This is a genomic window from Halomonas dongshanensis (genome assembly GCF_024790395.1).
GTDB classification, from domain to species: Bacteria; Pseudomonadota; Gammaproteobacteria; order Pseudomonadales; family Halomonadaceae; genus Vreelandella; species Vreelandella dongshanensis.
Map to the genome: position 1 here is coordinate 81,960 of NZ_JAJISC010000007.1, position 21,785 is coordinate 103,744.

Sequence of the window (21,785 nt, forward strand, 5' to 3'; positions counted from 1 at the left end):
CTTGTCGCACCTTAAGCTGGCGGCGCTGGCTGCCATAGTGTCCATAAGTCGTACGCCGTTCGTGCACTTTGGGAGATATGCCGTGAGCACACGTTTTCTGCATCACTTCTTTGCCCCGCGCACCGTGGCCGTTTTTGGCGCCTCGGAAAAACCGGCCTCGCTAGGTGGGTTGGTACTGCGTAACCTGCTCGAAGGCGAATTCAAAGGAACGCTGCTGGCCGTCAACCTGAAAGGCTACGCGACGGTACATGGCGTTCCCTGCTACAGCCGCCTGCGCGAGCTACCCGAAACGCCTGACCTTGCGGTGATCTGTTCGCCGATCAATGGTGTGCCCAGACTGTTACGTGCGCTAGGTAAGTGTGGCATCAAGGCGGCCCTAGTGCTATCCGGGGGTGCCGATCTCGACAAGGAGCGCGATGGCCGCCCTTCGCTTCGCGAACGTATGCTGAGCGCGGCCAGGGAATCGGGGCTTCGCGTGCTCGGGCCTGAATGCATGGGGGTAATCGTCCCTTCCAAGCGGCTCAATGCCTCCTACGCGAGCCAACCCATCAAAGCCGGGCGAGTAGCCTATCTTGGCCAGTCGGGCATGCTGGCCAACGCCATGATCGACTGGGCAGCAGGGCGCAACGTCGGCTTCTCTCACGTCATCACCGTTGGTGACAGCGTCGATGTTCTGCTTCCCGATCTGATCGACTACGTCAATCAGTTCTCCCCAGCCCAGGCAATTCTGCTGCATCTCGAACGAATCAGCGACGCCCAGCACTTCATGACCGCCGTGCGCGATGCTTCGCGTAATCGCTTGGTGCTAGCGATCAAGAGCGGGCGAACAGCGGCGTCGGATATTTCCGATATGCCGCCCACCCCCGGCATCGCCAATCGCGACGTGGTTTTCGATGCCGCCTTCGCCCGAGCAGGGGTCGTGCGGGTCAACGACTCTGACGAGCTGATCGATGCGCTAGAGACGCTATCGCGAATGAAACCCTTGAAGGGTGACCGGCTAGCGATCGTCTCCAACGGCTTGGGACCGGCCATGCTGGCAATCGACAAGCTGATCAGCGCCGGGGGGAGGCTTGCCGAATTCAGCACTGAGACACGCCGCGCGCTGCGCACACGCCAAGTCGATGTCAGCAAACCAGGGGAGAATCCGGTCGATCTCGGAGGGAACGCAACGCCTGCGCGCTTCGTCGAGGCGCTGGAGATCGTGACCGCCGACGCCAACGTCGACGCCGTTCTGGTCGTTCATGCCCCCACACGCCTGGCGCCGTCCCAGGCGACCGCCCAGGCGTTGATCGACCAGCGCAGTCGCTTCAAGCGTAATCTGCTGACCAGTTGGATGGGGCTCAAGGAGGCGCTGGGCGCCCGCGAAGTATGCAACGGCGCCGGGATTCCTACCTACACCTCGCCCGAAAAGGCCATCAAAGCATTCATGCATATGGTCGACTACCAACGTGTCCAAGCGCTACTGCAGGAGACGCCGCCGAGCCTACCGTTTTCGGCAAGCCCGGAGGCTCGCAGCCAGTGCCGCGCTTTGCTAGAAACGGCCATGACGGCGGGGCGGGCGACGCTCACCCACTCGGAAACGGCGCAGCTCCTCGATGCCTACGGTATTCCTGCGGCGCCGGGACGTTATTTCATTAATCCCAGCGAGGGCGAAGCGGCGGCACGGGCCTTTAGCGGCCCTAAAGCGCTGAAAGTGGTGCACGATGGCAACTGTCGCCCGTACCGCTACCGCAAACATCCGCATAAGCTGTCGGCGGGACTGCTTCAGGATTTGGAAACGCCCGAGCAGGTTAGAGAAGCAGCTGCGCGCCTCAAAGCCAAGGTGGCCGAGAAGTTTCCTGAATTTCGCGTTCAGGAGTTCTGCCTGCAGCCGATGCAGCGGGGCAAACATTCGATGCAGCTCTGCGCGGGGATTACCCGTGATCCCGTCTTCGGCCCGCTGATTGTTTTTGGCATTGGTGGCTACAAGGTCAACGTGTTGGCCGATCGTCAGGTGGCGCTGCCGCCGCTGAACATGACCCTGGCTGCCGACATGATCGGGCGCACCCACGCCGCCTCGTTGATTCGCGAACACTCCTCCGACCCCGAGCGCGACATGCGCCATCTCTGCCAGCTACTGGTCAAGCTATCGCAAATGGCCTCTGATCTTGTCGAGCTGCGTGGGCTTGAAATCAATCCGCTGTTGCTCAATCGCGACGGTATCACGGCAGTCGACTTCGCCATGGACCTAGGGTCGCCCGCACGCTTTGCCATCATGCCCTATCCCGAAGAGCTCAGAGAATGGACCACGCTCAAGAATGGCTGGCAGGTGGAGATTCGTCCGATTCGCGCCGAAGATGCGCCGCTAATCACGCATTTTCATCAGCGGCTTTCGGAGGAGAGCATTCGCTTTCGCTACTTCCACAACAAGTCGAGCCTGTCGCAGCGCGATTTGTCGATTCTCTCTCACATCAATTACGACCGCCAAATGGCCTTCATCGCCGAACGTGCCGACGAGCAGGGCGGCAAGGAGATGCTTGGGGTGGTGCGCGTCTGGAACGACGCCGACAATATTCGTACCGAATTTTCCATCATCATCCGCGACGATCTTCAAGGACTTGGCGTGGGAACGCTACTGATGGAGAAAATGATCGCCTACTGCAAGAGCATCGGTACGCTCGAGATGATCGGTAAGATCATGCTCGACAATCAGCCGATGCGCGCGCTGATGAAGCGCCTAGGCTTCACCTGCCGCTATAACATGGAAGAGCAGGTCATCGATGCCGTACTCAGCCTCAATCAGCCTGAAAGCGAGTGGCAGCGCCACCGCCTTGAAAACGAGCCCTATTGAGGCTGAGTTAAGGGCTGTTTTAGGGCGCCAGCCGAAAGCGCGACCAGGCCCCGCCGTCGCGCCGCTCGAAACGCAGACGGTCGTGCAGACGGCTGGGCTGGCCTTGCCAAAACTCGATCATGTCGGGATTGACGCGGTAGCCGCCCCAGTGAGGTGGGCGAGGAATGGGCTGGTTCTCGTAGGCCTGCTCGAAGCGCGTTTGCCGCTCTTCGATCCATTGGCGCCCAGGAATCACCACGCTCTGGGTCGCAATCCAGGCGCCCAGCTGGCTGCCGCGCGGGCGCGAATCGAAGTAGCTGTCGGACTCTTCGCCGCTGACCTGTTCGACCGGCCCTTCGATACGTACCTGGCGGGCCAGGGAGGGCCACCAGAAGGTGAGCGCGGCAAAAGGAACGTTATTTAACTCGCTCCCTTTATGGCTATGGTAGTTGGTAAAAAATACCATTCCCTCGGCATCGAACCCCTTGAGCAGCACGACGCGTGCGTGGGGGCGGCCTTGGCTGTCTACGGTTGCAAGCGTCATGGCGTTGCCATCCTTGCCCTCCGATTCCAGCGCAAGCGTCAGCCACTCATCGAAAAGCACGAAAGGGTCGCTGGCGGCGCTGGACTCTTCGAGCCGACCGCCTTCGTAGTCGCGCCGAATATCGGCAAGTTGTCGCGTCATCTGATTGTTCTCCACTTATTGGCGTAGTTGGCGGCTGCGAAAACGAGCATAGCCCATGCAGCCGACGAAGAGCGCGAGTGATACCAACGCTTCGAAGATGCCACGCAGCGTCTGCTCCGGCAGCGTCGCCACCATGACCCCTTGGGCAAAATAGAGCAGACTGACGAAGGCGAGCCAGGCGTGACCTCGCGCACGCTTGGCGATCACCGTGGGCAGAAAGAGCAGCAGCGGCAGCACGAAGGTTAGGGTGGGGCGCCAACTGAACGTTTCTCCTTGAAGAAGAAAGCCGCGCAACACCATCAGGGCGAACAGTAAGCTAAGGCTTATTACTACGCAGCGGCGCGCGAGATGGGTGAGATGATCGAGCCCGTGGCGCGCTTCCAGGGCATCTAGGTAACCCCTCATGCGTTGCTGCTCCGCATTCCTTCAAGCGCCAATGCCAAGCGCGCCAGCCGTCGCCCTTGAGCCACACAGAGCTTGCGCTCGCGGGCGTCTACGGCGCGGTCGCTGCGCGCGCCCGCTAGATGGCTTGCGCCATACGGTGTACCGCCGCTATCGGTCTCGATGAGATCGGTTTCGCTGTAGGGTAGCCCCGCGTAGACCATGCCATGGTGAAGCAAGGGAATCAGCATGCTCAGCAGCGTGCTTTCCTGGCCACCGTGCAGGCTGGCCGTCGAAGTGAACGCGCAAGCGGGCTTGTCGATCAAGGCACCGTTGAGCCACAGCGGGCTCGTGCTATCGAGAAAGTACTTCAGTGGCGCCGCCATATTGCCAAAGCGGGTTGGACTCCCCAAGGCCAAACCGCTGCAGTGACGCAGGTCATCGAGATCGGCATAGACGGCGCCCTCAGCGGGAATCTCCTCCTCCACGGCTTCGCAGGTAGCCGACACCGGTGGCACGCAGCGCAGCCGCGCCTGAATACCGCCAACGCTCTCCACGCCTTCAGCCAGTTGCTTGGCCATGGTCGCCGTGGCGCCCGAACGAGAGTAGTAGAGCACGAGTACATAGGGTGAGGCAGCCGTCATGTCGAGTCCTGAGCCTTGGGTTGGGTTTAAGTCACTTCATGGTACCAGAGCGTCGGCTTGGGTGGGCAGGATCGAGGTCAGGTTATCTGCTTCGCTCAACCGCCGGTAGACCCAAGCGCTGCCGCCGCCTCGCAACTGATAGCAATGCCGCGTATAGCGCACGCCAAGGCGCTCATAGCGATCGAGACGCCGTAGCTGTTCGGGGTTGACGCGCAGAAGCAGCCCCGGGACGACGCTGCCGGGCTGTTCGCGCAGATCGAGGCCGGTTCTGGCAAAGCCACGCAGCGAGGCTTCTCGCGGCGAGCCAGAGCTGCCCATCACGACCCAGCGTACGGGGGCGAAGCGCAGCGTGCCATAAACGAAGACCTGATGTTGGCCGGGCGCGATAGTTGTCGCGTTCTCGGTCGAATCGTAAAACCACGGCGAGAGCATGGTGAGCCATAGCCAAGCCGCTACGCCAGCCAACGCTGCCATGCACAGTAGAAGCAGCCATTTCAGTGTGCGCATATCGCGTCCTTAGGGTAGCTGTTGTCGCAGCGCTTAAGCGGCCAAGCGTGCTCTGCTAGTATAGTCTTATCACCCGCCGGAGGAGCCTGTCATGACTCAGTCACTGCGTAGCGAAATGGATTTTCGAGCTCTGGTCGGCGATGTGCGCCCACTCAAGGGGCGCAATCGCGCCAACGTCGAAAAATCCCCCAAGGCGCCCTCTGAAGCTCAGCTCGCTCGGCGTGAGTCCGCCGAGCAGGGCCTTGGCGATAGCAACTTCCTCTCCGATGATTTCGTCGACCTGCTGCCCGCCTTTGATCCCGTCGAATTTCGTCGCGAAGGCACCCAGCAGGGCGTTGCCGATAAGCTTCGCCACGGTGGCTACCCGGTTCAGGCACAACTGCATTTGCTACGTCGCCCGGTGGCCGAATGTCGGCGGCTGCTGTTTGCCTTCATTCAAGACGCCTATGCCCACGACCTGCGCTCGGTCCAGATTATCCATGGGCGAGGTAATGCCATCGACAGTCCTGCCAACGTGCTGCGCTCCTACGTGGTCAAATGGCTCAACCAATTCGATGAAGTGCAGGCCTATGTATCGGCCCAACCCTCAGAAGGGGGGCTAGGGGCGACATGGGTCATGCTGCGCAAGAGCGACCGCGCCAAGGCGAACAACCGCGAGCGCCAGCAAAAAAGGCGCGGCTAACCCTTTGGCGCGAGCTAATCGCGAACGCCCCACGGTAATCGCTTACCGTGGGGCGTTTTAGTATGTGCAGCAGTTGTGGCTAACGCAGGTTAGAAAGGTGATTAGGCCTTGGCAAGACGGCGTTCGAACAGCGCCTGACGAAGCTCGACATCCGTTTGGTAGCGTACGCTAAAGGCGTTTAGGGCGCGCAGTGCCACCTCGGGGTCTTGATCGTTACGCAGCGCCATGGCGCTAAAGCCGCAGCGGCGCATGTAGTTGAGCTGATCGACCAGCACGTCGCCCACGGCACGTATCTCGCCTTCGAATCCGTAGCGTTCGCGCATCAAGCGCGCCAATGAGTAGCCGCGCCCATCGGTAAAGGCGGGGAAGTCGATAGCGATTCTCGGCGTTTGCGCAAGCTCACCAGCCAGTGCCGGGGTGAGCTCGGTGTCGCTGGCAAGCACCGGCGCTAGGCCAGCATCGCCTTGGTGCTGCTGCCACAGCGCCAGGGGCACGAAGGCAGGGCGCTGGTCGGGCAGCGACTCGGCGTCCGAGGAGACGCTCCAGGCGTTCTCGGCGGCAATCTCACCATTGGCGACCAAGTGCTCGGCGTGGACGAGGGTTGGCTGTTCGGAGTCGTCCGCAACGGAAACGTCAGGCATAAACACGCTCCTTGAAAGGTTTCAGGCCGATACGGCGGTAGGTATCCAGAAAGCGCTCTTCATCGGTGCGCTGTTCGATGTACACCTGCAGCACCTTGTCGATCACGTCGGGCACGTCTTCCTTGAAGAAAGAGGGGCCTAGGATCTTACCCAAGGAGGCGTCATCGGTGGCGTTACCACCAAGCGATACCTGGTAATACTCCTCACCTTTTTTGTCGACGCCGAGGATACCGATGTGGCCTACGTGGTGATGCCCACAGGCGTTCATGCAGCCCGAAATATTGAGATCGAGCGGCCCAAGGTCGTAGAGAAAATCAAGATCCTCGAAGCGTTGCTGCAGCGACTGGGCAATGGGAATCGAGACCGCATTGGCCAGGGCGCAGTAGTCGCCTCCCGGGCAGCAGATAATGTCGTTGAGCGTACCGATGGTCGGGTTGGCCATACCGAGGTCTTCCAGCGCCTGCCAAAGAGATTCGATTTCATCGACCGGCACGTCCGAAAGCACCAGGTTCTGCTCGTGGGTCACGCGTATTTCGCTGAAGCTGTAGCGGTCGGCAAGATCGGCCACGGCGTCCATCTGGTCAGCCGTGACATCGCCCGGGGCGTGCTCGCGGCGCTTGAGCGAGAGCGTGACGGCCTTGTAGCCCGGCACCTTGTGATCGGTGACGTTGTTGGTCACAAAACGAGCAAAGGCGCGGTTTTCCTGGCGTAGCGTTTCGAACGCCTGAATGGCGTCACTGCTTACGGCACGGCGATCAGGCTCGGGAAAGTGCGCTTTGGCTGCATCCACGGCAGCCTGGTTGAGCGTTTGCGGGCCATCTTTAAGATAAACCCACTCCTCTTCGACGCGGCGACGATACTCTTCGATGCCCAAGGCCTTGACCAGAATTTTGATCCGCGCCTTGAACTTGTTATCGCGACGACCGAACTGGTTGTACACGCGAACGCAGGCTTCGAGATAGGTGAGAAGGTGCTGCCAGGGCAGGTCTTCACGCACCACGTCGCCAATCATCGGTGTACGGCCGAGCCCGCCGCCGGCCAGCACGCGTACGCGCAGTTCACCATCCTCGTTGTGCCACAGACGCAGGCCGATATCGTGGACTTGAATGGCGGCGCGGTCGGTCGTGGCGCCGCTCACCGCGATCTTGAACTTACGCGGCAGATAGGCGAACTCGGGGTGTAGGGTAGACCACTGACGAATCAGCTCGCACCAGGGTCGCGGATCCTCGACTTCGTCCTTGGCGATACCGGCGAACTGATCGCTCGTGGTGTTGCGAATGCAGTTACCACTGGTTTGAATCGCGTGCATCTGTACTTTGGCCAAATCAGCTAGGATGTCGGGCACGTCTTCCATCTTGGGCCAGTTGAGCTGCAAATTCTGACGCGTGGTGAAGTGGCCGTAACCACGGTCATAGCGCCGGGTGATCTCGGCCAGGGCACGTAGCTGATGGCCTGCCAGCATGCCGTAAGGGATCGCAATACGCAGCATGGGCGCATGGCGTTGAATATAGAGACCGTTTTGTAGGCGAAGCGGAAGAAATTCCGCATCGCTTAGACGGCCAGCGCGGTAGCGTTCCATCTGATCGCGGAATTGGGCGACGCGCTCGTCCACTAGGGTTTGGTCATGAATATCGTAACGATACATGGGGCACGGTCCTGATGATGCTGAGTAATTCCGTCAAGGCGGAACGGGATTATCGTGCCACCTTAACGCCCTCAATATATTCTACAAAAGAATATATAATTATCTTTTTATCTCAAAAAGGAATTATATGCCGTTTGAGTACGGGGGATACGCTCCCTAGCGCGTTAGCGCTTGCGTGCGGGTGCCAGCCCGCTAGCTATTCTCACCGGCTACCCAAGCCTTATACAGACGATATTGCCGGGTGTACAATAGCCTACTAAAACACTCAGGATTGTGTCGGCGCTGCGTTTTGCTTACCATACCCAAAATGATGAGTTACGTGGCACTGCCACTGACCGGGAGGGAAGAAAAGCCTCATGACCACGACCGTAGACGCCCCTGGCATCGATATCACCGTAAGCGCGCAAGACTATCTCGCCGAGCTGCTGGAAAAGCAGAACGTCGAGGGTATTGCCGTACGCATTTTCATTACCCAACCGGGTACGCCCTACGCCGAGACCTGCTTGGCCTATTGCCGTCCTGGTGAAGAAGAGCCGACCGACCACAAGCTAACGCTCGAGAAGATCAGTGTCTTCCTCGACAAGAACAGCTTACCTTTTTTGGAAGAGGCCGTGGTCGACTTCAACGCCGATCGCATGGGGGGGCAACTGACCATCAAGGCACCGAACGCCAAGATGCCCAAGGTCAACGCCGATAGCCCCTTAGAGGACCGCATCAACTATGTCCTCTATAGCGAAATCAATCCGGGGCTTGCCGCCCACGGCGGTGAGATCAAGCTGGTTGAGCTCACCGAGAAGAGTATCGCCATTCTCGCCTTTGGCGGCGGCTGCCAAGGTTGTGCGGCAGTAGACCTTACACTCAAAGATGGCGTTGAGAAGACCTTGATGGAGCGGATTCCAGAGCTCGCCGGTATTCGTGACGTCACTGATCATACCGATACGACCAATGCGTATTACCGCTAGCTTCGACCTTCGTTGAAATAGCGCGAAACCCCACACCCGGCCATAGTGCCGGGTTTTTTGTGTAAACTACTATTACAAATCAATAACCCAGTGTATAAGCTCCCTTACGTAAAAGTTACGAACAAGCCTTAGGTGGGTTGCAAACGCTTCAAACGGCGAGCATCGTCAGGGGCGTGCCGCTCTTGCTGATCTTGGCGCTGCTCATGGTCTCGATGGCGCGCAGCGAAGTACGACTTGCGCTTTCAGCCTGACTATTCAGAGCCTGAGATCAATATTGAAGAGTTCCCCGAGAACGACCCTTGGACCGAAGAAGGTACTTGGGAGCTGCCCGAAGAGGGCGCCGATGAGGCGACTTCAGAGGCGCCAAAGCCCACCAAGTAGCGTCATAGATTGACTTAACAAGCCACGGCCACCATGTTGGTGGCCGTGTGCGTTTGGGCTTAGCCGTGACTTAGGCGTTGGCGAAGTTTAGGAAGCTGTCGCGCTATCGCAGGCAGACGCAGTAGCATTAAGAGGGCGCCTATCAAGGCGTAGAGCGACCATTCGCGCATGTCCGCGCGCACCACCCAAAAGAAGTGCAGCAGTACGAGAGCAAGAATTGGGTAGACCAGTTTATGCAAAGGCTTCCAGCGTTTGCCCAAGCGGCGCATGGCAAAGCGGTTGGAGGTAGCGCCAAGGAGCGTTAAGCCTACGAGCGCCAGCATACCAACGATGATATAGGGGCGATTGGCGATTTCACTTCCCAGTTGCGCCCAGTTCAAGCCGAGGATGAACAGCAGATAGCAGACAAGGTGTAAGAAGGCGTAAGCCAGCGTCCAAAGCCCTAACTGGCGCCGGATAACGGCGAAGCCTTTCCAGCGAGTGAGCTTGGTCAAAGGCGTCAACGACAATGTCAGTAGCAAAAGCCAAAGCGCGCCATGGCCAATGTTGAGCAGCAAAAAACGCCCTGGTTCAGGACCTGCCTGCTGGCTGGCCACCTGCCAACTCCACCAAATGAGCGGCACGCAGGCAGCGGCGAATACGCCAATGCGCCAGGCAAGAAGTAGTCGCAGTAAGCTTGGCATCAGTAATGCGTCCTGAGATCCATGCCCTGATAGAGGCTTGCCACTTCATCGGCATAGCCATTGAACATGCGCGTATCGATGATGTTGGGGTTGAACAGGCTATTGGGCAAGCGCCGCTCGCTAGCCTGGCTCCAGCGTGGGTGATCGACCTCAGGGTTGACGTTGGCATAGAAGCCATACTCATTGGCGGCAATCGCCTGCCAGGAATTAACTGGCTGCTCTTCGACCAGCGAAATACGTACGATGGATTTGATGCTCTTGAAGCCGTATTTCCAGGGCACGACCAACCGCAGCGGCGCACCGTTTTGATTGGGGAGCTCGCGACCGTACATGCCAACGGCGAGTAGCGTCAGCGGGTGCATGGCTTCATCGAGGCGTAACCCCTCCACATAGGGCCAGTCGATCAGTGCGAAGGAGGAGCGCTGCCCCGGCATTTGAGCGGGGTCGACCAGTGTCTCGAAGCGCACGTACTTGGCTTTGCTGGTGGGCTCGGCGCGTTCGATGATGTCGCTAAGGGGAATGCCTAGCCAGGGAATCACCATTGACCACGCCTCGACGCAGCGCAAACGGTAAATTCGCTCCTCCAGTTGGGAGGGAGTGATTACATCCTCTAGCGCCATCCGACCGCCATTGTTGACTTCGCCGTCAATGACCACGCTCCAAGGCTGCGTTTCCAGATCCCCGGCACGACGGGCCGGGTCGCTCTTGCCGGTGCCGAACTCATAAAAGTTGTTGTAGTGGCTGGCATCGTCATAGGGCGTGAGCGCATCGGCGTTGGGATCGCTTGGAACCACGGCGCGCCACTGGGCAGCCTCTATCTTGTCACTAAGCCAAGCAGGAGCATTGCCAGAGGGCACATCGCTATAGTCACTAGATGCTGCGTGCACGTGGCCCGAAAGCGCCATACCAGCCCCAAGCCCAGCGACTCCCCCCATAAAGCGACGGCGCGAAAGGTAGACCGACTCAGGCGTGACATCGCTCTCGCGTAGATCACTCGATTTGGCAATGTTGATCAGCATGGCGCTTCTCCTGGCTAGTCGTTCGAATTCCCTCCTTTGACGCTGAGTGTAGACGGGAGTTCGCTCAATTGTTGCTGAAGTGTTTCCATTCGTTGCCAAAGTTGTTCCTGCCACGCCTGCTCCCGCTGCGCATGACGGTTTTTCTCATCGAATAGGTCCTTTTGCGCCTTCTGTAGCAACCCTTCCAAGCGCGCTTTCTCGCTAAGCTGGGTTTCTGCCTCATGGAGTTTTTGCTTGAGGACGGCAATTTCTTGCCCATAAGCCTCTTTTTCGCTTTCGAGCTGCGTCTGGCGCTGCTGATGAGTTTGGCGCAGCGCCTGCATCTCGCCGCCTAAGCGCTCACGCTCGGCTTCCCACTGCTGGGTTAATTTGGCCTTACGTTTTTCCTCTTGGGCACGCTCTTGGCGCAGCGTATCGAGCATGCCCATAAGCCGCGTTTCGGAGGCCTCATGGCGTTGCTCTTCTTGGCCGAGACGCTCTTCGAAACGCGCTTCCAACGCCTTTAGCGCGTCTTGGTGCTGCGCCGCTTGAGCTTGCTGCTGGCCCTCTTTCTCCTTAACGGCTTGTGCGAGTGCAGCGCACTCTTTCGCCAAGGCGTCATTGCGACGCTCGGCTTCGCTCGCCTGAGCCTGGGTTGTCGCGAGTTCATGCGTAAGCGCTTCGAGGCGCTGCTCGGTGTAGCGCAAGTGCTCGGCGAGAGCACGCTCGCGTTCCACTGCATGCTGGGCCTTAAGCTCGGCATCTTCAGCTTCTTGCTGCGCCTCTTCGACTTGTCGATTGGCCTCTTCACGATAGTGAACTAACGCTTGATGGGCCTGCTGTTCAGCCTGGCGCCATAGCTCTGCACTCAGCGTCACGATCGCTTCGGGAACGCCTTTAGGGGGAGGTACATCGCGGTTGTTTTCACGTTCGCTGCGCCAATAGCGGAAGTGCTCGCTGATGGTAGTGAAGCTGCCCGTACCCAACACATCGCGAATGCGCTGGACGCTGGGCGAATCTCCTCGGGCTAGCAAGGTATCGATGGCCTGCTGAACATCTGCGTACTGAATGCCGCTACGCGCCATGAGCTTTTCCCTTTAACTGTATTTTCTGGTCACTGTACATCTGTGCGATCCAGCACCTATTAAACAATGGCGCCATTGTCCTTTGATCAGCCGATCTCTGCAATATTACATAAATCATAATACGTAAAATTATTTATTTTATTCGTTAAAAATTCAAGATTACTCTTATTATCTTGAATTTATCCGCTTACATAGCGCAGAATTATTACCTCTGAATATGGGATAGGGTGAAAGTAGTGGTAGAAGAGGAGTGGACAGGAGGGCGTAGCAATGATCCTTCTCCGCAAAGGGAAATGGAGCCAACAGATAGGATTACGCTATCCAATGGCGTAACAGCGCAACCAAGCCCCCTCTGGCTTGGTCAGGAAAACTCGCAACGCGTAGAGAGGAGAGGGGCGCGCATTGGTGCCAATAGCGATATCGACGCCGTATCGCATTGGCTCGCTGAGTACCAGGCAAGTCCCATGACGCTAAAGGCCTACCGTCGCGAAGCCGAACGACTTCTGCTCTGGCTGGATGACCAAGGGCTCAAGCTCGAAGCGCTCGATCGTGAGTGGCTTCGCGCCTTCGAAGCGTTTCTTGAAAACCCCACACCTGCCGAGCGCTGGATCGGCCCGTCGAAGCCGCGCGATCATGCCCAATGGCGGCCGTTTCGCGGTCCGCTTTCGCCGACCAGCCGTCGGCAATCGCTCACCATCCTGCAGAGCATGTTTAGCTGGCTGGTAGAGGCAGGGTGGGTCGATCACAACCCGTTTCGGTTAATGCGCGATAAAGCTCGGCGGCTTAATAACCAAGCACCGCAGATCGAGCGCTATTTGGAACAGCCATTATGGCAGTGGTTTTGGGCCTGGCTTGACCGCTTTGAGGGCTCAACCCAGCTGGATGATGCGTCGCGGCGCACCCAGTACGAGCGGGCTCGGCGACGTTTCATTTTCAGTTTTGCTTACCTCTTGGCGCCACGTATAAGCGAGATCAGCCGCGCCCAGATGAACGACTTTCGTCTGCGCGAAGGGCGCTGGTGGTGGCAGGTAGAAGGGAAGGGCAGCAAGCTCGCAATGGTGCCAGTGCCAGACGATCTCATGGGGCATTTGGCCAAGTGGCGCGAGGTGCTCGGCCTTTCTCCACGCCCGAGTGCCGGTGAGACCACCCCGCTTCTGCGAGCGCTCGATGGCACCCGGGGCATCGGAGATAATCAGCTCTATCGTTTGATCAAAACCACTTTCGAGCAGGCAGCCAGCGTGCTTGAAAATTCGCCTCCCCAGGAGCTCGAACGCTCAGGGATCGCTGACCCAGAGGCATCAGTGCAGACCTTACGGCGTGCCACGCCGCATTGGCTGCGGCACACGTCGCTCACGCACCAGGCCCAGGCCGGAATCAACATGCGTCACCTTGCCGATACAGCGCGCCATGCGCGGCTTGAAACCACTTCGCGCTACTTGCACCAAGAGGCCGATGAGTGGCATCGGGCACAACAGCGCCATCGTCTCGCAACGACACAAATCGATGACGAGCCGTTATAATGACGTGAGTATCCATCAATCCAAGGACACAGCATGAGCACCAGCGGTACCGAACACGCCCAGCAGGAACTGCGCGAAGAGTTCGAGATGTTCGACAACTGGATGGATCGTTACCAGTACATCATCGACATGGGTAAGCAGCTCCCCGATTTTCCTCCCGAATGGAAAACCGAGGAGTACAAGATCCAGGGTTGCCAATCCAATGTCTGGATGAACCATAGCCTAGAAGGGGAGACGCTTCGTTTTCAGGCCACTTCCGATGCTGCCATCGTCTCAGGGCTGATCGCCGTACTGCTGCGTATTTACAACGACCGACCGGCTGGCGAAATTGCTCAGAGCGAGCCGCACTTCCTGGCCGATCTAGGCCTCGACAAACATCTCTCGCCGACCCGCAGCAACGGCTTGCATGCCATGCTCGAGCGCATTTACCTCGTGGCTCGTCAGCACGCCTGACACACGGCAAACGCTAGAGATTAAAAGCTAGTTAGGAAAACTGCTATTTGGAGTCAATGGGGCGCGCGGTGGTTTTGGGCGCCTCATGCGCGTGGTAAGTGCAGCAGGTAGCCTGCTTTTTACGCTCGGCTAAGGCGTCTTCCTCCATCATCGCTTCGCTTGGCCCGCCAGGCACCGGGTCCATCCCGCCCGAGTGGCCAGGGTGACACTTGACGATGCGCTTGAGGCTCAGCCAACTACCACGTAAAGGACCATGCACCTTGAGTGCTTCGATGGTGTAAGAGGAGCAGCTCGGCCAGAAGCGGCAGCGCGGGCCGAGCAGGGGACTGATCACCAGTTGGTAGCCGCGCACGAGACCAACGAGCAGGTATATTACGCAGTGGCGCAGGGAGGGTAGAAGCCAGTGCCAAAGGCGTCGCATCGTCGTGTTAGGCGCCGTAAAGCGCTTTGGGATCGATCATCGGCTCGCTGGTAACCGCAGCCTGCTCGGCGTCGAGCTGGATGTAGAAGCAACTGCGCCGACCGGTGTGACAGGCAGGACCTGTCTGATCGACCTTAATCAGCACGGTATCGCCGTCGCAGTCCAGTGCGGCAGACTTGAGTCGCTGCTGCTGACCGGAGGTTTCGCCTTTGCGCCAAAGCTTCTGGCGCGAACGCGAGTAGTAGCAAACCTGCCCCGTTCTTAACGTCTCTTCCAGCGCTTCGCGGTTCATCCAGGCCATCATCAACACTTCGCCGCTATCGTGCTGCTGTGCAATGGCAGGAATCAAGCCAGCTTCATTGAAAGCGGCTGCATCTAGCAGCGTGGCCGTTGCAGGAAGCGCTTCGCCGACCTCGGCCTTTTCCAGGGACTTGAACAGCGTATTGGGCGCGGCATCATCGAAACGGGACATCATCGACTCACTTGATCGGTTGGGGTATCGACATTAGGCGGCTTGGCACTCTGCACATAGGCCTTGCAGCTCGATCGTTTGGCGCTGCACCTTGAAGCCTTGCTTATCGGCAAGCGCCGTCAGCTCGGCGGTGATCTTATCCAGGTGCAGTTCCTCTACGTAGCCACACTGACGGCAGATCAGAAGCTGAAAACCATGGGTATGCTCAGGGCAGACGCAGGCCACGTAGGCGTTTTGTGACTCGATGCGATGAACCAGGCCCTGCTCGATCAAGAAATCCAGCGCACGGTAAACCGTGGGAGGCCGGGCAGCCGCGTGCTCGGTAGAGAGTTGATCAAGCAAATCGTAGGCTTTGAGACCGCCGTTACAGTTGGCAATCAGCTCCAGTACTCGCCGTCGGATTGGGGTAAAACGAACCCCACGGTTGAGGCACTGAGACTCCGCCTGTTGAAGCAGTGTATTGGCATTGGTCATGGGCGACTCGTCATTATCAAAAATACGCTCGAAAAATCTCAAGCGTGGGTCACTGTAGGCTCGTCACTGACCAGCTCGCTGCGCCGGGCAAAGTGTTTTTGGGCAAACGCTACACGCTGGGCAACGGGCACACCTTCGGGCTGCTGCTCGATCAAATCGAGGCGGCGGCGAAGTCCTTCGCCGTTGGTCATCTGGATGGCCAACCCCGGTCGTGCATTCAATTCTAGCAGCATCGGGCCATGATGGCGGTCGAGCACCATGTCGGTACCCAAATAGCCAAGACCGGTCATCTCATAACAGCCCGCTGCCAAGTGCAACAGCGTATCCCACTGGGGGACGACGAGGCTTGCAAGATCGTGCCCGGTATCGGGATGGGTATAGCAGGGGCGATCGAACTGAACGCCGCGCAGCGCCGCTCCCGTTGCAATGTTGAGCCCCACGCCAACCGCACCCTGGTGCAGGTTGGCCTTGCCGTCCGAGGCCGCCGTCGATAGTCGCATCATGGCCATGACCGGGTAGCCTTTGAATACGATGACCCGGATGTCCGGCACGCCTTCGTAGGTGAATGCCAGCAGGCTCTCTTCGAAGTTGATCAAGGTCTCCAGCATCGCCACGTCAGGCGCACCACCCAGGGAATAGAGCCCCGAGAGTATGTTGGAAACGTGGCGCTCGATATCCTCGATGCTCAGACGTGCACCGCTGGGCTTGATGAATTCATCGTCCTCGACGCGCTCGATGATCAAGATGCCTTTACCACCGCTGCCCTTGGCCGGCTTGATGGCAAAGCCGCCGTGGCCGTGTAGCATGTCGCCGATGTGCTTAACGCCAAACTGTGTCGAGACGGTGCCGATAAGCTGCGGCGACGTGATGCCGTACTTTTGGGCCAACAGCTTGGTCTTCAGCTTGTCATCGACGAGCGGATAGAGGTGACGCTTGTTGTAACGTCCGATATAGCGGATGTTACGCCGATTCATGCCGATGATGCCTTTGTCTCTCAGCTTGAACGGCGAGGTCCAATTCTTTAGCAGGCTCATCGGGTCTGCTCATCCTCGGTGATCGGTTTGAAGCGACGCAGCTCCAATAGCCGGTACCCCGTGTAGTTGCCTAGCAAGAGAATCAACGCCATCAAGATCAGCTGTACGCCCAAGAAGTTGAAGGTAATGTGGCGCACCAGGGAGTTATTCATTGCCAAGAAGGCGATCACCGCGGTCAAAAGGCTACCGCCGCCTTGGATCAACACCTGTTTTGGCCCTTCTTCCTCCCACAGAATCGACATGCGTTCGATGGTCCACGAGAGAATGATCATGGGGAAGAAGGTGATGGTAAGCCCGGCGTTGAGCCCCATGCGGTAAGCGAGTACCGAGAAGATCGAGATAATCGCGATTACCGTAATGATCACCGCCGAGACCCTGGCCACCAAGAGTAGATTCAAGTGCGAGAGATAACTTCGGATCACGAGCCCCACCGCCACGACCAACAAGAAGCCGATCAGGCCGGTGAGCAGGCTGGTTTGGATGAACGCCAAGGCGATCAGCACGGGCATGAAGGTACCCGAGGTCTTGATGCCGACGAGCACGCGCAAAAAGACCACGACCAGTGCGCCGATGGGAATCAGCAAGATGGTTTGGAACAGCGCCTGCTCTTCAAGTGGCAAGCTGTGGATCGAGAAGTTGAGCAAGGTATCGTCGGAGTGATGGTTACGTACTGCCGCCGACGCTGGCTGATGATGCGTCATCATCGAGAAGCTAACGCGTGAGTTGGTACCGCCTTGCACTTCGAGTACGGCGCGACCGCCCATTTCCCACAGTAACAGATTTTCGGGACGGCCTTGCTCGCCGGTGACAGGATTGAAGATCGACCAGGTTTCGGCCGTTTCGTCGAATACCTGAATCCAGGTGGTCAAAGGTTGGCGACGGCGGCCATCTTCGAGCAGCAAGCCGCTTACTTCACGCGCCTGAACGTCGGCTTGGTTAAGTAGACGCACGATCAGCGCCGAAGGCGCTTCTTGAGTCAGCAGCAGGCGCGCATTTTCACCCTGGGCCTCGCCGTTGATGTCGCGGATCAGCTCGCGGGCAAAGGTCATGTTGTTGGCGCTACGCGCCCAAGCACGCTCGATCAGCTGTGTCGCCGCCGTATCGTAGGGGCGCTCCCAAGGCGAAGACGTTAGCTGCGGCGGCGCTTGAATGGGCGCGCGCGCTTCGGGCGACACCAGCATTTGTACCGAATAGTAGAGCTGCTGGTTGCCAGCGGCGTTACGGATCGTCCACTGGGCGCGACGGCCGCGCTCATCGCCTTGATAGGCCAGTCCGTAGCCCGATGAGGCGGTATTTTCGGTCAATACGCGGTAGCCGGTCTGATGCGTCGGCAGGGCCAAGTTGACCTCGACGGGACCACCTTGCGCATTGAAGTTGATGACGGCTTCGACTTCCCACACTTGGCGCTGCTCGCCAGGCAGCCAAGGAATTTCGAATTGGATGTGGCGGTGAACGCTGGCGGCAATGCCGGCCACCAGCAGAAGGCCAACGATCAAATAAAAGGGCAAGCGTGACATGGTGCGTCCTTTCCAGATAAAGCAGTGAGCAGGGGAGAGGGATTACTCTTCGCTATCGTCTTGATCGGCTGCTTCATCTTCAGCCGCCTGATCGGCGGGTTCTCCACCGGGAAATTCCGGGCGCTCGTGAAGGTAGGTTTCGGCGACGTCGATGAGGGCAATATCCATCATGAAGCGTCGTCCCAGCAGTACGGGATAATCCAGATGCGAGCGGTCGTTCAGAGTGAACTCGACGTTCTCGCGAATCGGCCCCAAAGTCATCAGCAAAGAGACCACTGGGCGCGTCTCTTCACCCGATGCCTGAACGATACGTACGCGACGTTCGACAGGCGCTTCGATCCACTCATCGCGCAAATGTTCCACGACCACGTCATCGTCATTCAAGGCAAGCTTGAAGCGCACCCAGTTCTCACCGTCTCGCTCGAAGCGCGTCACATCGGTGGCCGAAAGCGACGACGTGTTAGCGCCAGAATCGACACGGGCTTTTAGGTAAGTGCCTATGCCGGGAAAACCGACCCATTCGCTACGACCGACCAGCGTCTTGTTTTCGAGCGTATCATCCACTTCACACTCTTCGCGAATGATGACGGGCTCTTCGCCACGCGCTTCGAGCTCACGCACGTCGGCCTGAAGCCCACGCAGCAGACTGCCAACTTCACGCACATCGGCCGTCATGGCTAGTTGCTGATCGAATTGACGCTGCTGCATGGCGGCACTTTGCTGGCACTGCTGGCCAAGTTGGCTTTCAAGCTCAAGAATGCGGGCATTGAAGGAGGCTTCGCTAAGCGGCGGTGGCGTCGGCTCTTCCGGCTGAGTGACAGCGCACCCGGCAAGCAACAGAGAAAAACCAGCCGAGAGCCACAAAACACCTGGGCGCATAATCAAGCACATCCTTAAACAATGAGAGCCAGAATGATATGAAGAAGGGCGTACGCTTGTCCAACGCCACGGGCAGAATTCAGTGAAAATATAGGCACCAGACGAGCAAGATGAGGATGAGAGATAGCATCAGGGAATAATATCTAACCATACTACATTTAACATAATATATATTATGCGAACGTAAGGCATACGGAAAAACCCCGCCGAGATTGGCGGGGTTACATAGCTCAATCAGCGAAGCTCATCAGGCGTCAGGCGCCAAAGATGCTTACTCCGCAGGTGCGTAGGAGCCATCTTCACGGTGAACTTCCTTACCGGTCAGCGGCGGCGTGAAGACACAGGCAACGGTCATGCCCTTTTCTTTACCGCGCAGCAGGTGCTCATCGTGCTGGTCGAGCAAGTAGATGTCGCCTGCTTTGATCGGCCAGATTTTACCATCGGCAAGGGTTTCGACTTCGCCTTCACCTTCATAGCAGAACACAGCTTCATAGTGATGCTTGTACTGGATATGGGTTTCCGTACCCGGAAAGATGCGAGTGATATGGAACGAGAAGCCTGCGTTATCTTCTGCGAGCACCAAACGGGTGCTATCCCAGTTGCCGTTTTCCGCTGTTACCAAACGGTCTGTTTTACGCGCTTCGTCGAGATTCCGTACGATCATATCACGTGCTCCTTGTAAAGCGGCCGGGGTCCGGCCACGTGTAGTTAAAAGGAAATATACTGGCGTCAAAAAAGCTCAGATGACCCGCTAAATGGCCTGCATTAGGCACCTTGAATAACGGCATCAACGCTGGCATCGAGGATATCCAACGCCTCAAGCAGGTCTTCGTCAGTAATGGTCAGCGGGCACAGGCATTTGACTACTTCGCCATCCTGACCGCTGGTTTCGATAATCAGGCCGCGCTCGAACGCTGTGGCAGTGATTTTGTCGGCCAGTTCGCCATCGACCACATCGATGCCGCGCATCAAACCACGGCCACGTTCGGTTGCCGGTTTACCGCTATCGCTCAAGCGCTTAGCGATACCTTGGAAGCGCTCTTCGACGATACGTGCCTTACGCTGAACATCGCGCTCGAAGCTATCGTTGCTCCAGTACTTCTTGAGCGCAGCCGTTGCCGTCACCATGGCCAAATTGAAGCCACGGAAAGTGCCGTTGTACTGCCCCGGCTTCCACTTATCCAGCTCAGGACGCATCAGCACATGCGCAAACGGCAGCCCGAAACCAGAAAGCGACTTGGAGTTGGTGACGATATCCGGCGTGATGCCTGCATGCTCGAAGCTGAAGAACTTACCGGTACGCCCACAGCCTGCCTGAATGTCATCGACGATCAGCAGGATATCGTGAGCTCGGCAGATGCTTTCCAGGCGCTTGAGCCAGTCGAGGCCCGCCACGTTGATGCCGCCCTCCCCTTGTACGGTTTCGACAATGACAGCAGCGGGGATATCGAGACCGCCGGACTTGTCGTTCAAAAGCTTTTCGAAATAATCCAGCGTATCGGTGTGCTCGCCCATATAGCCATCGTAAGGCAAGAAGCTCGCCGCTTGGGTGGGTACGCCTCCGGTCGCTTCACGGAATTTACGGTTACCAGTGGTGGCCAGCGCCCCCATGGTGACGCCGTGGAAACCATTGGTGAACGACACGATGTTATGGCGCCCTTTAGCAACGCGGGCCAGGCGAATGGCGGCTTCCACTGCATTGGTACCGGTCGGGCCAGGCAGGTGAACTTTGTAATCGAGGCCGCGCGGCTTGAAGATCAGCTCTTCGAGCGCCTCGAAGTAGTCACGCTTGGCCTGCGTCCACATATCGAGACCGTGTACCACGCCATCCGTGCTGAGGTAGTCGATCATCGCTTCTTTAAGATGCGGGTTGTTGTGCCCGTAGTTCAGGGTGCCAGCGCCGGCGAGAAAATCGATGTACTCGCGCCCTTCCTCATCGACTAAGCGCGCGTTCTTGGCCGTTTTGAAAACGACGGGGAAAGAGCGTGAATAGGTGCGAACATTGGACTCCATGCGTTCAAACGTTTGGGTTTGGCTCTGCATATCAACTCCTTGATGTGGTCTGTTGGTCGCGAAATGGAAAGACGATTGAAAAATAAGACTGTGCTAGAGACGGTCGGTCTGAAAAGGACCGATACGCACCAGGTTTTCGGGGTCGTGTTCACCGCCTAGCTGATCGGTTGAGAAGTACTCACGGCTGTTTAAAGGGGCCTGCCAGCGGTGGGCAAGGCGCCTAAACAACCCCCAAGAGGCTCGGTTGTCAGGCGTAATAGTGGTTTCGAGATGATGCACGCCATCGAGTTCCGGGCGCGACATGATCGCCTCGACCAGGCGCCGGGCAAGCCCGGTACCGCGCGCCTTCTCACCGACGGCCACCTGCCAGAGAAAATAGGTGTCTGGGGCGTTGTCTTTGACGTAGCCGGAAACGAAACCAACGATTTCGCCCTCTTCATTGGTAGCGACGGCGCAGGTATCGCGAAACTGAGTGGCCAGTAGCAGATAGGCATAGGCCGAATTGACGTCGAGCGGTGGGCACGCCTTGACCAGCTCATAGATACCCCAACCGTCATCGGCCGTGGGCTTACGAATGTAGAGCGGTGTCTCGATATGACCAATGACGGCATCGGCCACGGTCGGTCGAGCAAGCTCGGCTGAGGGAGTAAAAGGTTGTATCGGAGTGATCATGGTTATGCTTCGCTGTAGCGAATTTTGAGGTCATTATAACAGTATCTTATGAGCAAGACAAAATCGGCGTTATTCATCGCACCATTATCCATAAAATATAGTTATAAATTATGCCGTGGGGGCCGCCCTACACGGCCTCAGGCAGCTTTGAGTCTAGACGAGCCACACGGAAATGCATGATCGACCGGCAACAAAAAGCGAGCCGAAGCTCGCTCAACGTCGAGCGC

24 protein-coding genes are annotated in these 21,785 nt (G+C 58.0%); 6 read left to right on the top strand and 18 right to left on the bottom strand.

Annotation, left to right across the window (positions count from 1 at the left end):
- Nucleotides 1-82 precede the first annotated feature (82 nt).
- On the top strand, nucleotides 83-2,830 hold the full coding sequence (locus tag LLY24_RS14835; protein ID WP_259037078.1) for a bifunctional acetate--CoA ligase family protein/GNAT family N-acetyltransferase: 2,748 nt from the start codon (nucleotides 83-85) through the stop codon (nucleotides 2,828-2,830).
- A 19-nt stretch (nucleotides 2,831-2,849) separates the two neighbouring features.
- Here the strand turns inward: LLY24_RS14835 and pdxH are convergent, their stop codons facing one another.
- Genes pdxH through LLY24_RS14855 form a run of 4 tightly spaced genes read right to left on the bottom strand, consistent with a single transcriptional unit; the run spans nucleotide 2,850 to nucleotide 5,026 of the window.
- The gene (gene pdxH, locus LLY24_RS14840) at nucleotides 2,850-3,494 is read right to left on the bottom strand and encodes a pyridoxamine 5'-phosphate oxidase (RefSeq protein WP_259037079.1); all 645 of its coding nucleotides are present in this window, start codon (nucleotides 3,492-3,494) and stop codon (nucleotides 2,850-2,852) included.
- 15 nt (nucleotides 3,495-3,509) lie between these two features.
- Nucleotides 3,510-3,899: a DUF2069 domain-containing protein gene (locus LLY24_RS14845; RefSeq protein ID WP_259037080.1), complete on the bottom strand. Its 390-nt coding sequence runs from the start codon at nucleotides 3,897-3,899 to the stop codon at nucleotides 3,510-3,512.
- Nucleotides 3,896-4,519, bottom strand: a complete 624-nt coding sequence (gene wrbA / locus LLY24_RS14850) for an NAD(P)H:quinone oxidoreductase (RefSeq protein ID WP_259037081.1) — start codon at nucleotides 4,517-4,519, stop codon at nucleotides 3,896-3,898. Before wrbA ends, LLY24_RS14845 begins: the two co-directional genes overlap by 4 nt.
- Before the next feature lie 36 nt (nucleotides 4,520-4,555).
- Nucleotides 4,556-5,026, bottom strand: a complete 471-nt coding sequence (locus LLY24_RS14855) for a gamma-glutamylcyclotransferase family protein (RefSeq protein ID WP_259037082.1) — start codon at nucleotides 5,024-5,026, stop codon at nucleotides 4,556-4,558.
- 91 nt (nucleotides 5,027-5,117) lie between these two features.
- Here LLY24_RS14855 and smrA point away from each other — a divergent pair, with 91 nt between their 5' ends.
- On the top strand, nucleotides 5,118-5,708 hold the full coding sequence (smrA, locus tag LLY24_RS14860) for a DNA endonuclease SmrA (RefSeq protein WP_259037083.1): 591 nt from the start codon (nucleotides 5,118-5,120) through the stop codon (nucleotides 5,706-5,708).
- A 101-nt stretch (nucleotides 5,709-5,809) separates the two neighbouring features.
- Here smrA and LLY24_RS14865 read toward each other — a convergent pair whose 3' ends face one another.
- Both LLY24_RS14865 and LLY24_RS14870 read right to left on the bottom strand, forming a co-directional pair.
- On the bottom strand, nucleotides 5,810-6,349 hold the full coding sequence (locus LLY24_RS14865) for a DUF934 domain-containing protein (RefSeq protein WP_259037084.1): 540 nt from the start codon (nucleotides 6,347-6,349) through the stop codon (nucleotides 5,810-5,812).
- Nucleotides 6,342-7,994 (bottom strand): nitrite/sulfite reductase, encoded by a 1,653-nt coding sequence (locus LLY24_RS14870; RefSeq protein ID WP_259037085.1) that lies wholly within the window; start codon nucleotides 7,992-7,994, stop codon nucleotides 6,342-6,344. The genes LLY24_RS14865 and LLY24_RS14870 overlap by 8 nt, the downstream gene beginning before the upstream one ends.
- Before the next feature lie 356 nt (nucleotides 7,995-8,350).
- Here LLY24_RS14870 and nfuA point away from each other — a divergent pair, with 356 nt between their 5' ends.
- Nucleotides 8,351-8,956 (top strand): Fe-S biogenesis protein NfuA, encoded by a 606-nt coding sequence (gene nfuA / locus LLY24_RS14875; RefSeq protein WP_259037086.1) that lies wholly within the window; start codon nucleotides 8,351-8,353, stop codon nucleotides 8,954-8,956.
- 234 nt (nucleotides 8,957-9,190) lie between these two features.
- Complete coding sequence (locus tag LLY24_RS14885) at nucleotides 9,191-9,337, top strand: hypothetical protein (protein WP_259037087.1); 147 nt, start codon at nucleotides 9,191-9,193, stop codon at nucleotides 9,335-9,337.
- A gap of 59 nt (nucleotides 9,338-9,396) precedes the next feature.
- Here LLY24_RS14885 and msrQ read toward each other — a convergent pair whose 3' ends face one another.
- The 3 genes from msrQ to LLY24_RS14900 are packed head-to-tail and all read right to left on the bottom strand — an operon-like array spanning nucleotide 9,397 to nucleotide 12,103.
- Nucleotides 9,397-10,020 (bottom strand): protein-methionine-sulfoxide reductase heme-binding subunit MsrQ, encoded by a 624-nt coding sequence (gene msrQ / locus LLY24_RS14890; RefSeq protein ID WP_259037088.1) that lies wholly within the window; start codon nucleotides 10,018-10,020, stop codon nucleotides 9,397-9,399.
- Nucleotides 10,020-11,039, bottom strand: coding sequence for a protein-methionine-sulfoxide reductase catalytic subunit MsrP (msrP, locus tag LLY24_RS14895; RefSeq protein WP_259037089.1), 1,020 nt, complete (start codon nucleotides 11,037-11,039; stop codon nucleotides 10,020-10,022). Before msrP ends, msrQ begins: the two co-directional genes overlap by 1 nt.
- Nucleotides 11,040-11,053: 14 nt before the next feature.
- Nucleotides 11,054-12,103 (bottom strand): DNA-binding protein, encoded by a 1,050-nt coding sequence (locus LLY24_RS14900; RefSeq protein WP_259037090.1) that lies wholly within the window; start codon nucleotides 12,101-12,103, stop codon nucleotides 11,054-11,056.
- 464 nt (nucleotides 12,104-12,567) lie between these two features.
- Between LLY24_RS14900 and LLY24_RS14905 the strand changes: the two genes are divergently transcribed.
- Complete coding sequence (locus LLY24_RS14905) at nucleotides 12,568-13,623, top strand: tyrosine-type recombinase/integrase (protein ID WP_486606403.1); 1,056 nt, start codon at nucleotides 12,568-12,570, stop codon at nucleotides 13,621-13,623.
- 33 nt (nucleotides 13,624-13,656) lie between these two features.
- Nucleotides 13,657-14,076 (top strand): SufE family protein, encoded by a 420-nt coding sequence (locus LLY24_RS14910; RefSeq protein WP_259037091.1) that lies wholly within the window; start codon nucleotides 13,657-13,659, stop codon nucleotides 14,074-14,076.
- A gap of 43 nt (nucleotides 14,077-14,119) precedes the next feature.
- Here LLY24_RS14910 and yidD read toward each other — a convergent pair whose 3' ends face one another.
- From yidD to ectA, 9 genes are all read right to left on the bottom strand, one after another.
- Nucleotides 14,120-14,497, bottom strand: coding sequence for a membrane protein insertion efficiency factor YidD (yidD, locus tag LLY24_RS14915; protein WP_259037092.1), 378 nt, complete (start codon nucleotides 14,495-14,497; stop codon nucleotides 14,120-14,122).
- A 7-nt stretch (nucleotides 14,498-14,504) separates the two neighbouring features.
- Complete coding sequence (hisI, locus tag LLY24_RS14920; protein ID WP_259037093.1) at nucleotides 14,505-14,969, bottom strand: phosphoribosyl-AMP cyclohydrolase; 465 nt, start codon at nucleotides 14,967-14,969, stop codon at nucleotides 14,505-14,507.
- Nucleotides 14,970-15,002: 33 nt separating this feature from the next.
- On the bottom strand, nucleotides 15,003-15,443 hold the full coding sequence (locus tag LLY24_RS14925; RefSeq protein ID WP_259037094.1) for a transcriptional repressor: 441 nt from the start codon (nucleotides 15,441-15,443) through the stop codon (nucleotides 15,003-15,005).
- A 38-nt stretch (nucleotides 15,444-15,481) separates the two neighbouring features.
- Entirely contained in the window at nucleotides 15,482-16,477 is a 996-nt protein-coding gene (locus LLY24_RS14930; protein WP_259037095.1) for an alpha-L-glutamate ligase-like protein, read from the bottom strand.
- Nucleotides 16,474-17,994, bottom strand: a complete 1,521-nt coding sequence (locus LLY24_RS14935; RefSeq protein ID WP_259037096.1) for an inactive transglutaminase family protein — start codon at nucleotides 17,992-17,994, stop codon at nucleotides 16,474-16,476. The genes LLY24_RS14930 and LLY24_RS14935 overlap by 4 nt, the downstream gene beginning before the upstream one ends.
- Nucleotides 17,995-18,036: 42 nt before the next feature.
- Nucleotides 18,037-18,873 (bottom strand): ATP-dependent zinc protease family protein, encoded by an 837-nt coding sequence (locus LLY24_RS14940; protein WP_259037097.1) that lies wholly within the window; start codon nucleotides 18,871-18,873, stop codon nucleotides 18,037-18,039.
- 271 nt (nucleotides 18,874-19,144) lie between these two features.
- A complete protein-coding gene (locus LLY24_RS14945; protein WP_259037098.1) occupies nucleotides 19,145-19,537 on the bottom strand; it encodes an ectoine synthase in 393 nt (130 codons plus the stop codon).
- 101 nt (nucleotides 19,538-19,638) lie between these two features.
- Nucleotides 19,639-20,916, bottom strand: a complete 1,278-nt coding sequence (gene ectB, locus LLY24_RS14950; protein ID WP_259037099.1) for a diaminobutyrate--2-oxoglutarate transaminase — start codon at nucleotides 20,914-20,916, stop codon at nucleotides 19,639-19,641.
- A 63-nt stretch (nucleotides 20,917-20,979) separates the two neighbouring features.
- The gene (gene ectA, locus LLY24_RS14955) at nucleotides 20,980-21,558 is read right to left on the bottom strand and encodes a diaminobutyrate acetyltransferase (protein ID WP_259037100.1); all 579 of its coding nucleotides are present in this window, start codon (nucleotides 21,556-21,558) and stop codon (nucleotides 20,980-20,982) included.
- Nucleotides 21,559-21,785 lie beyond the last annotated feature (227 nt).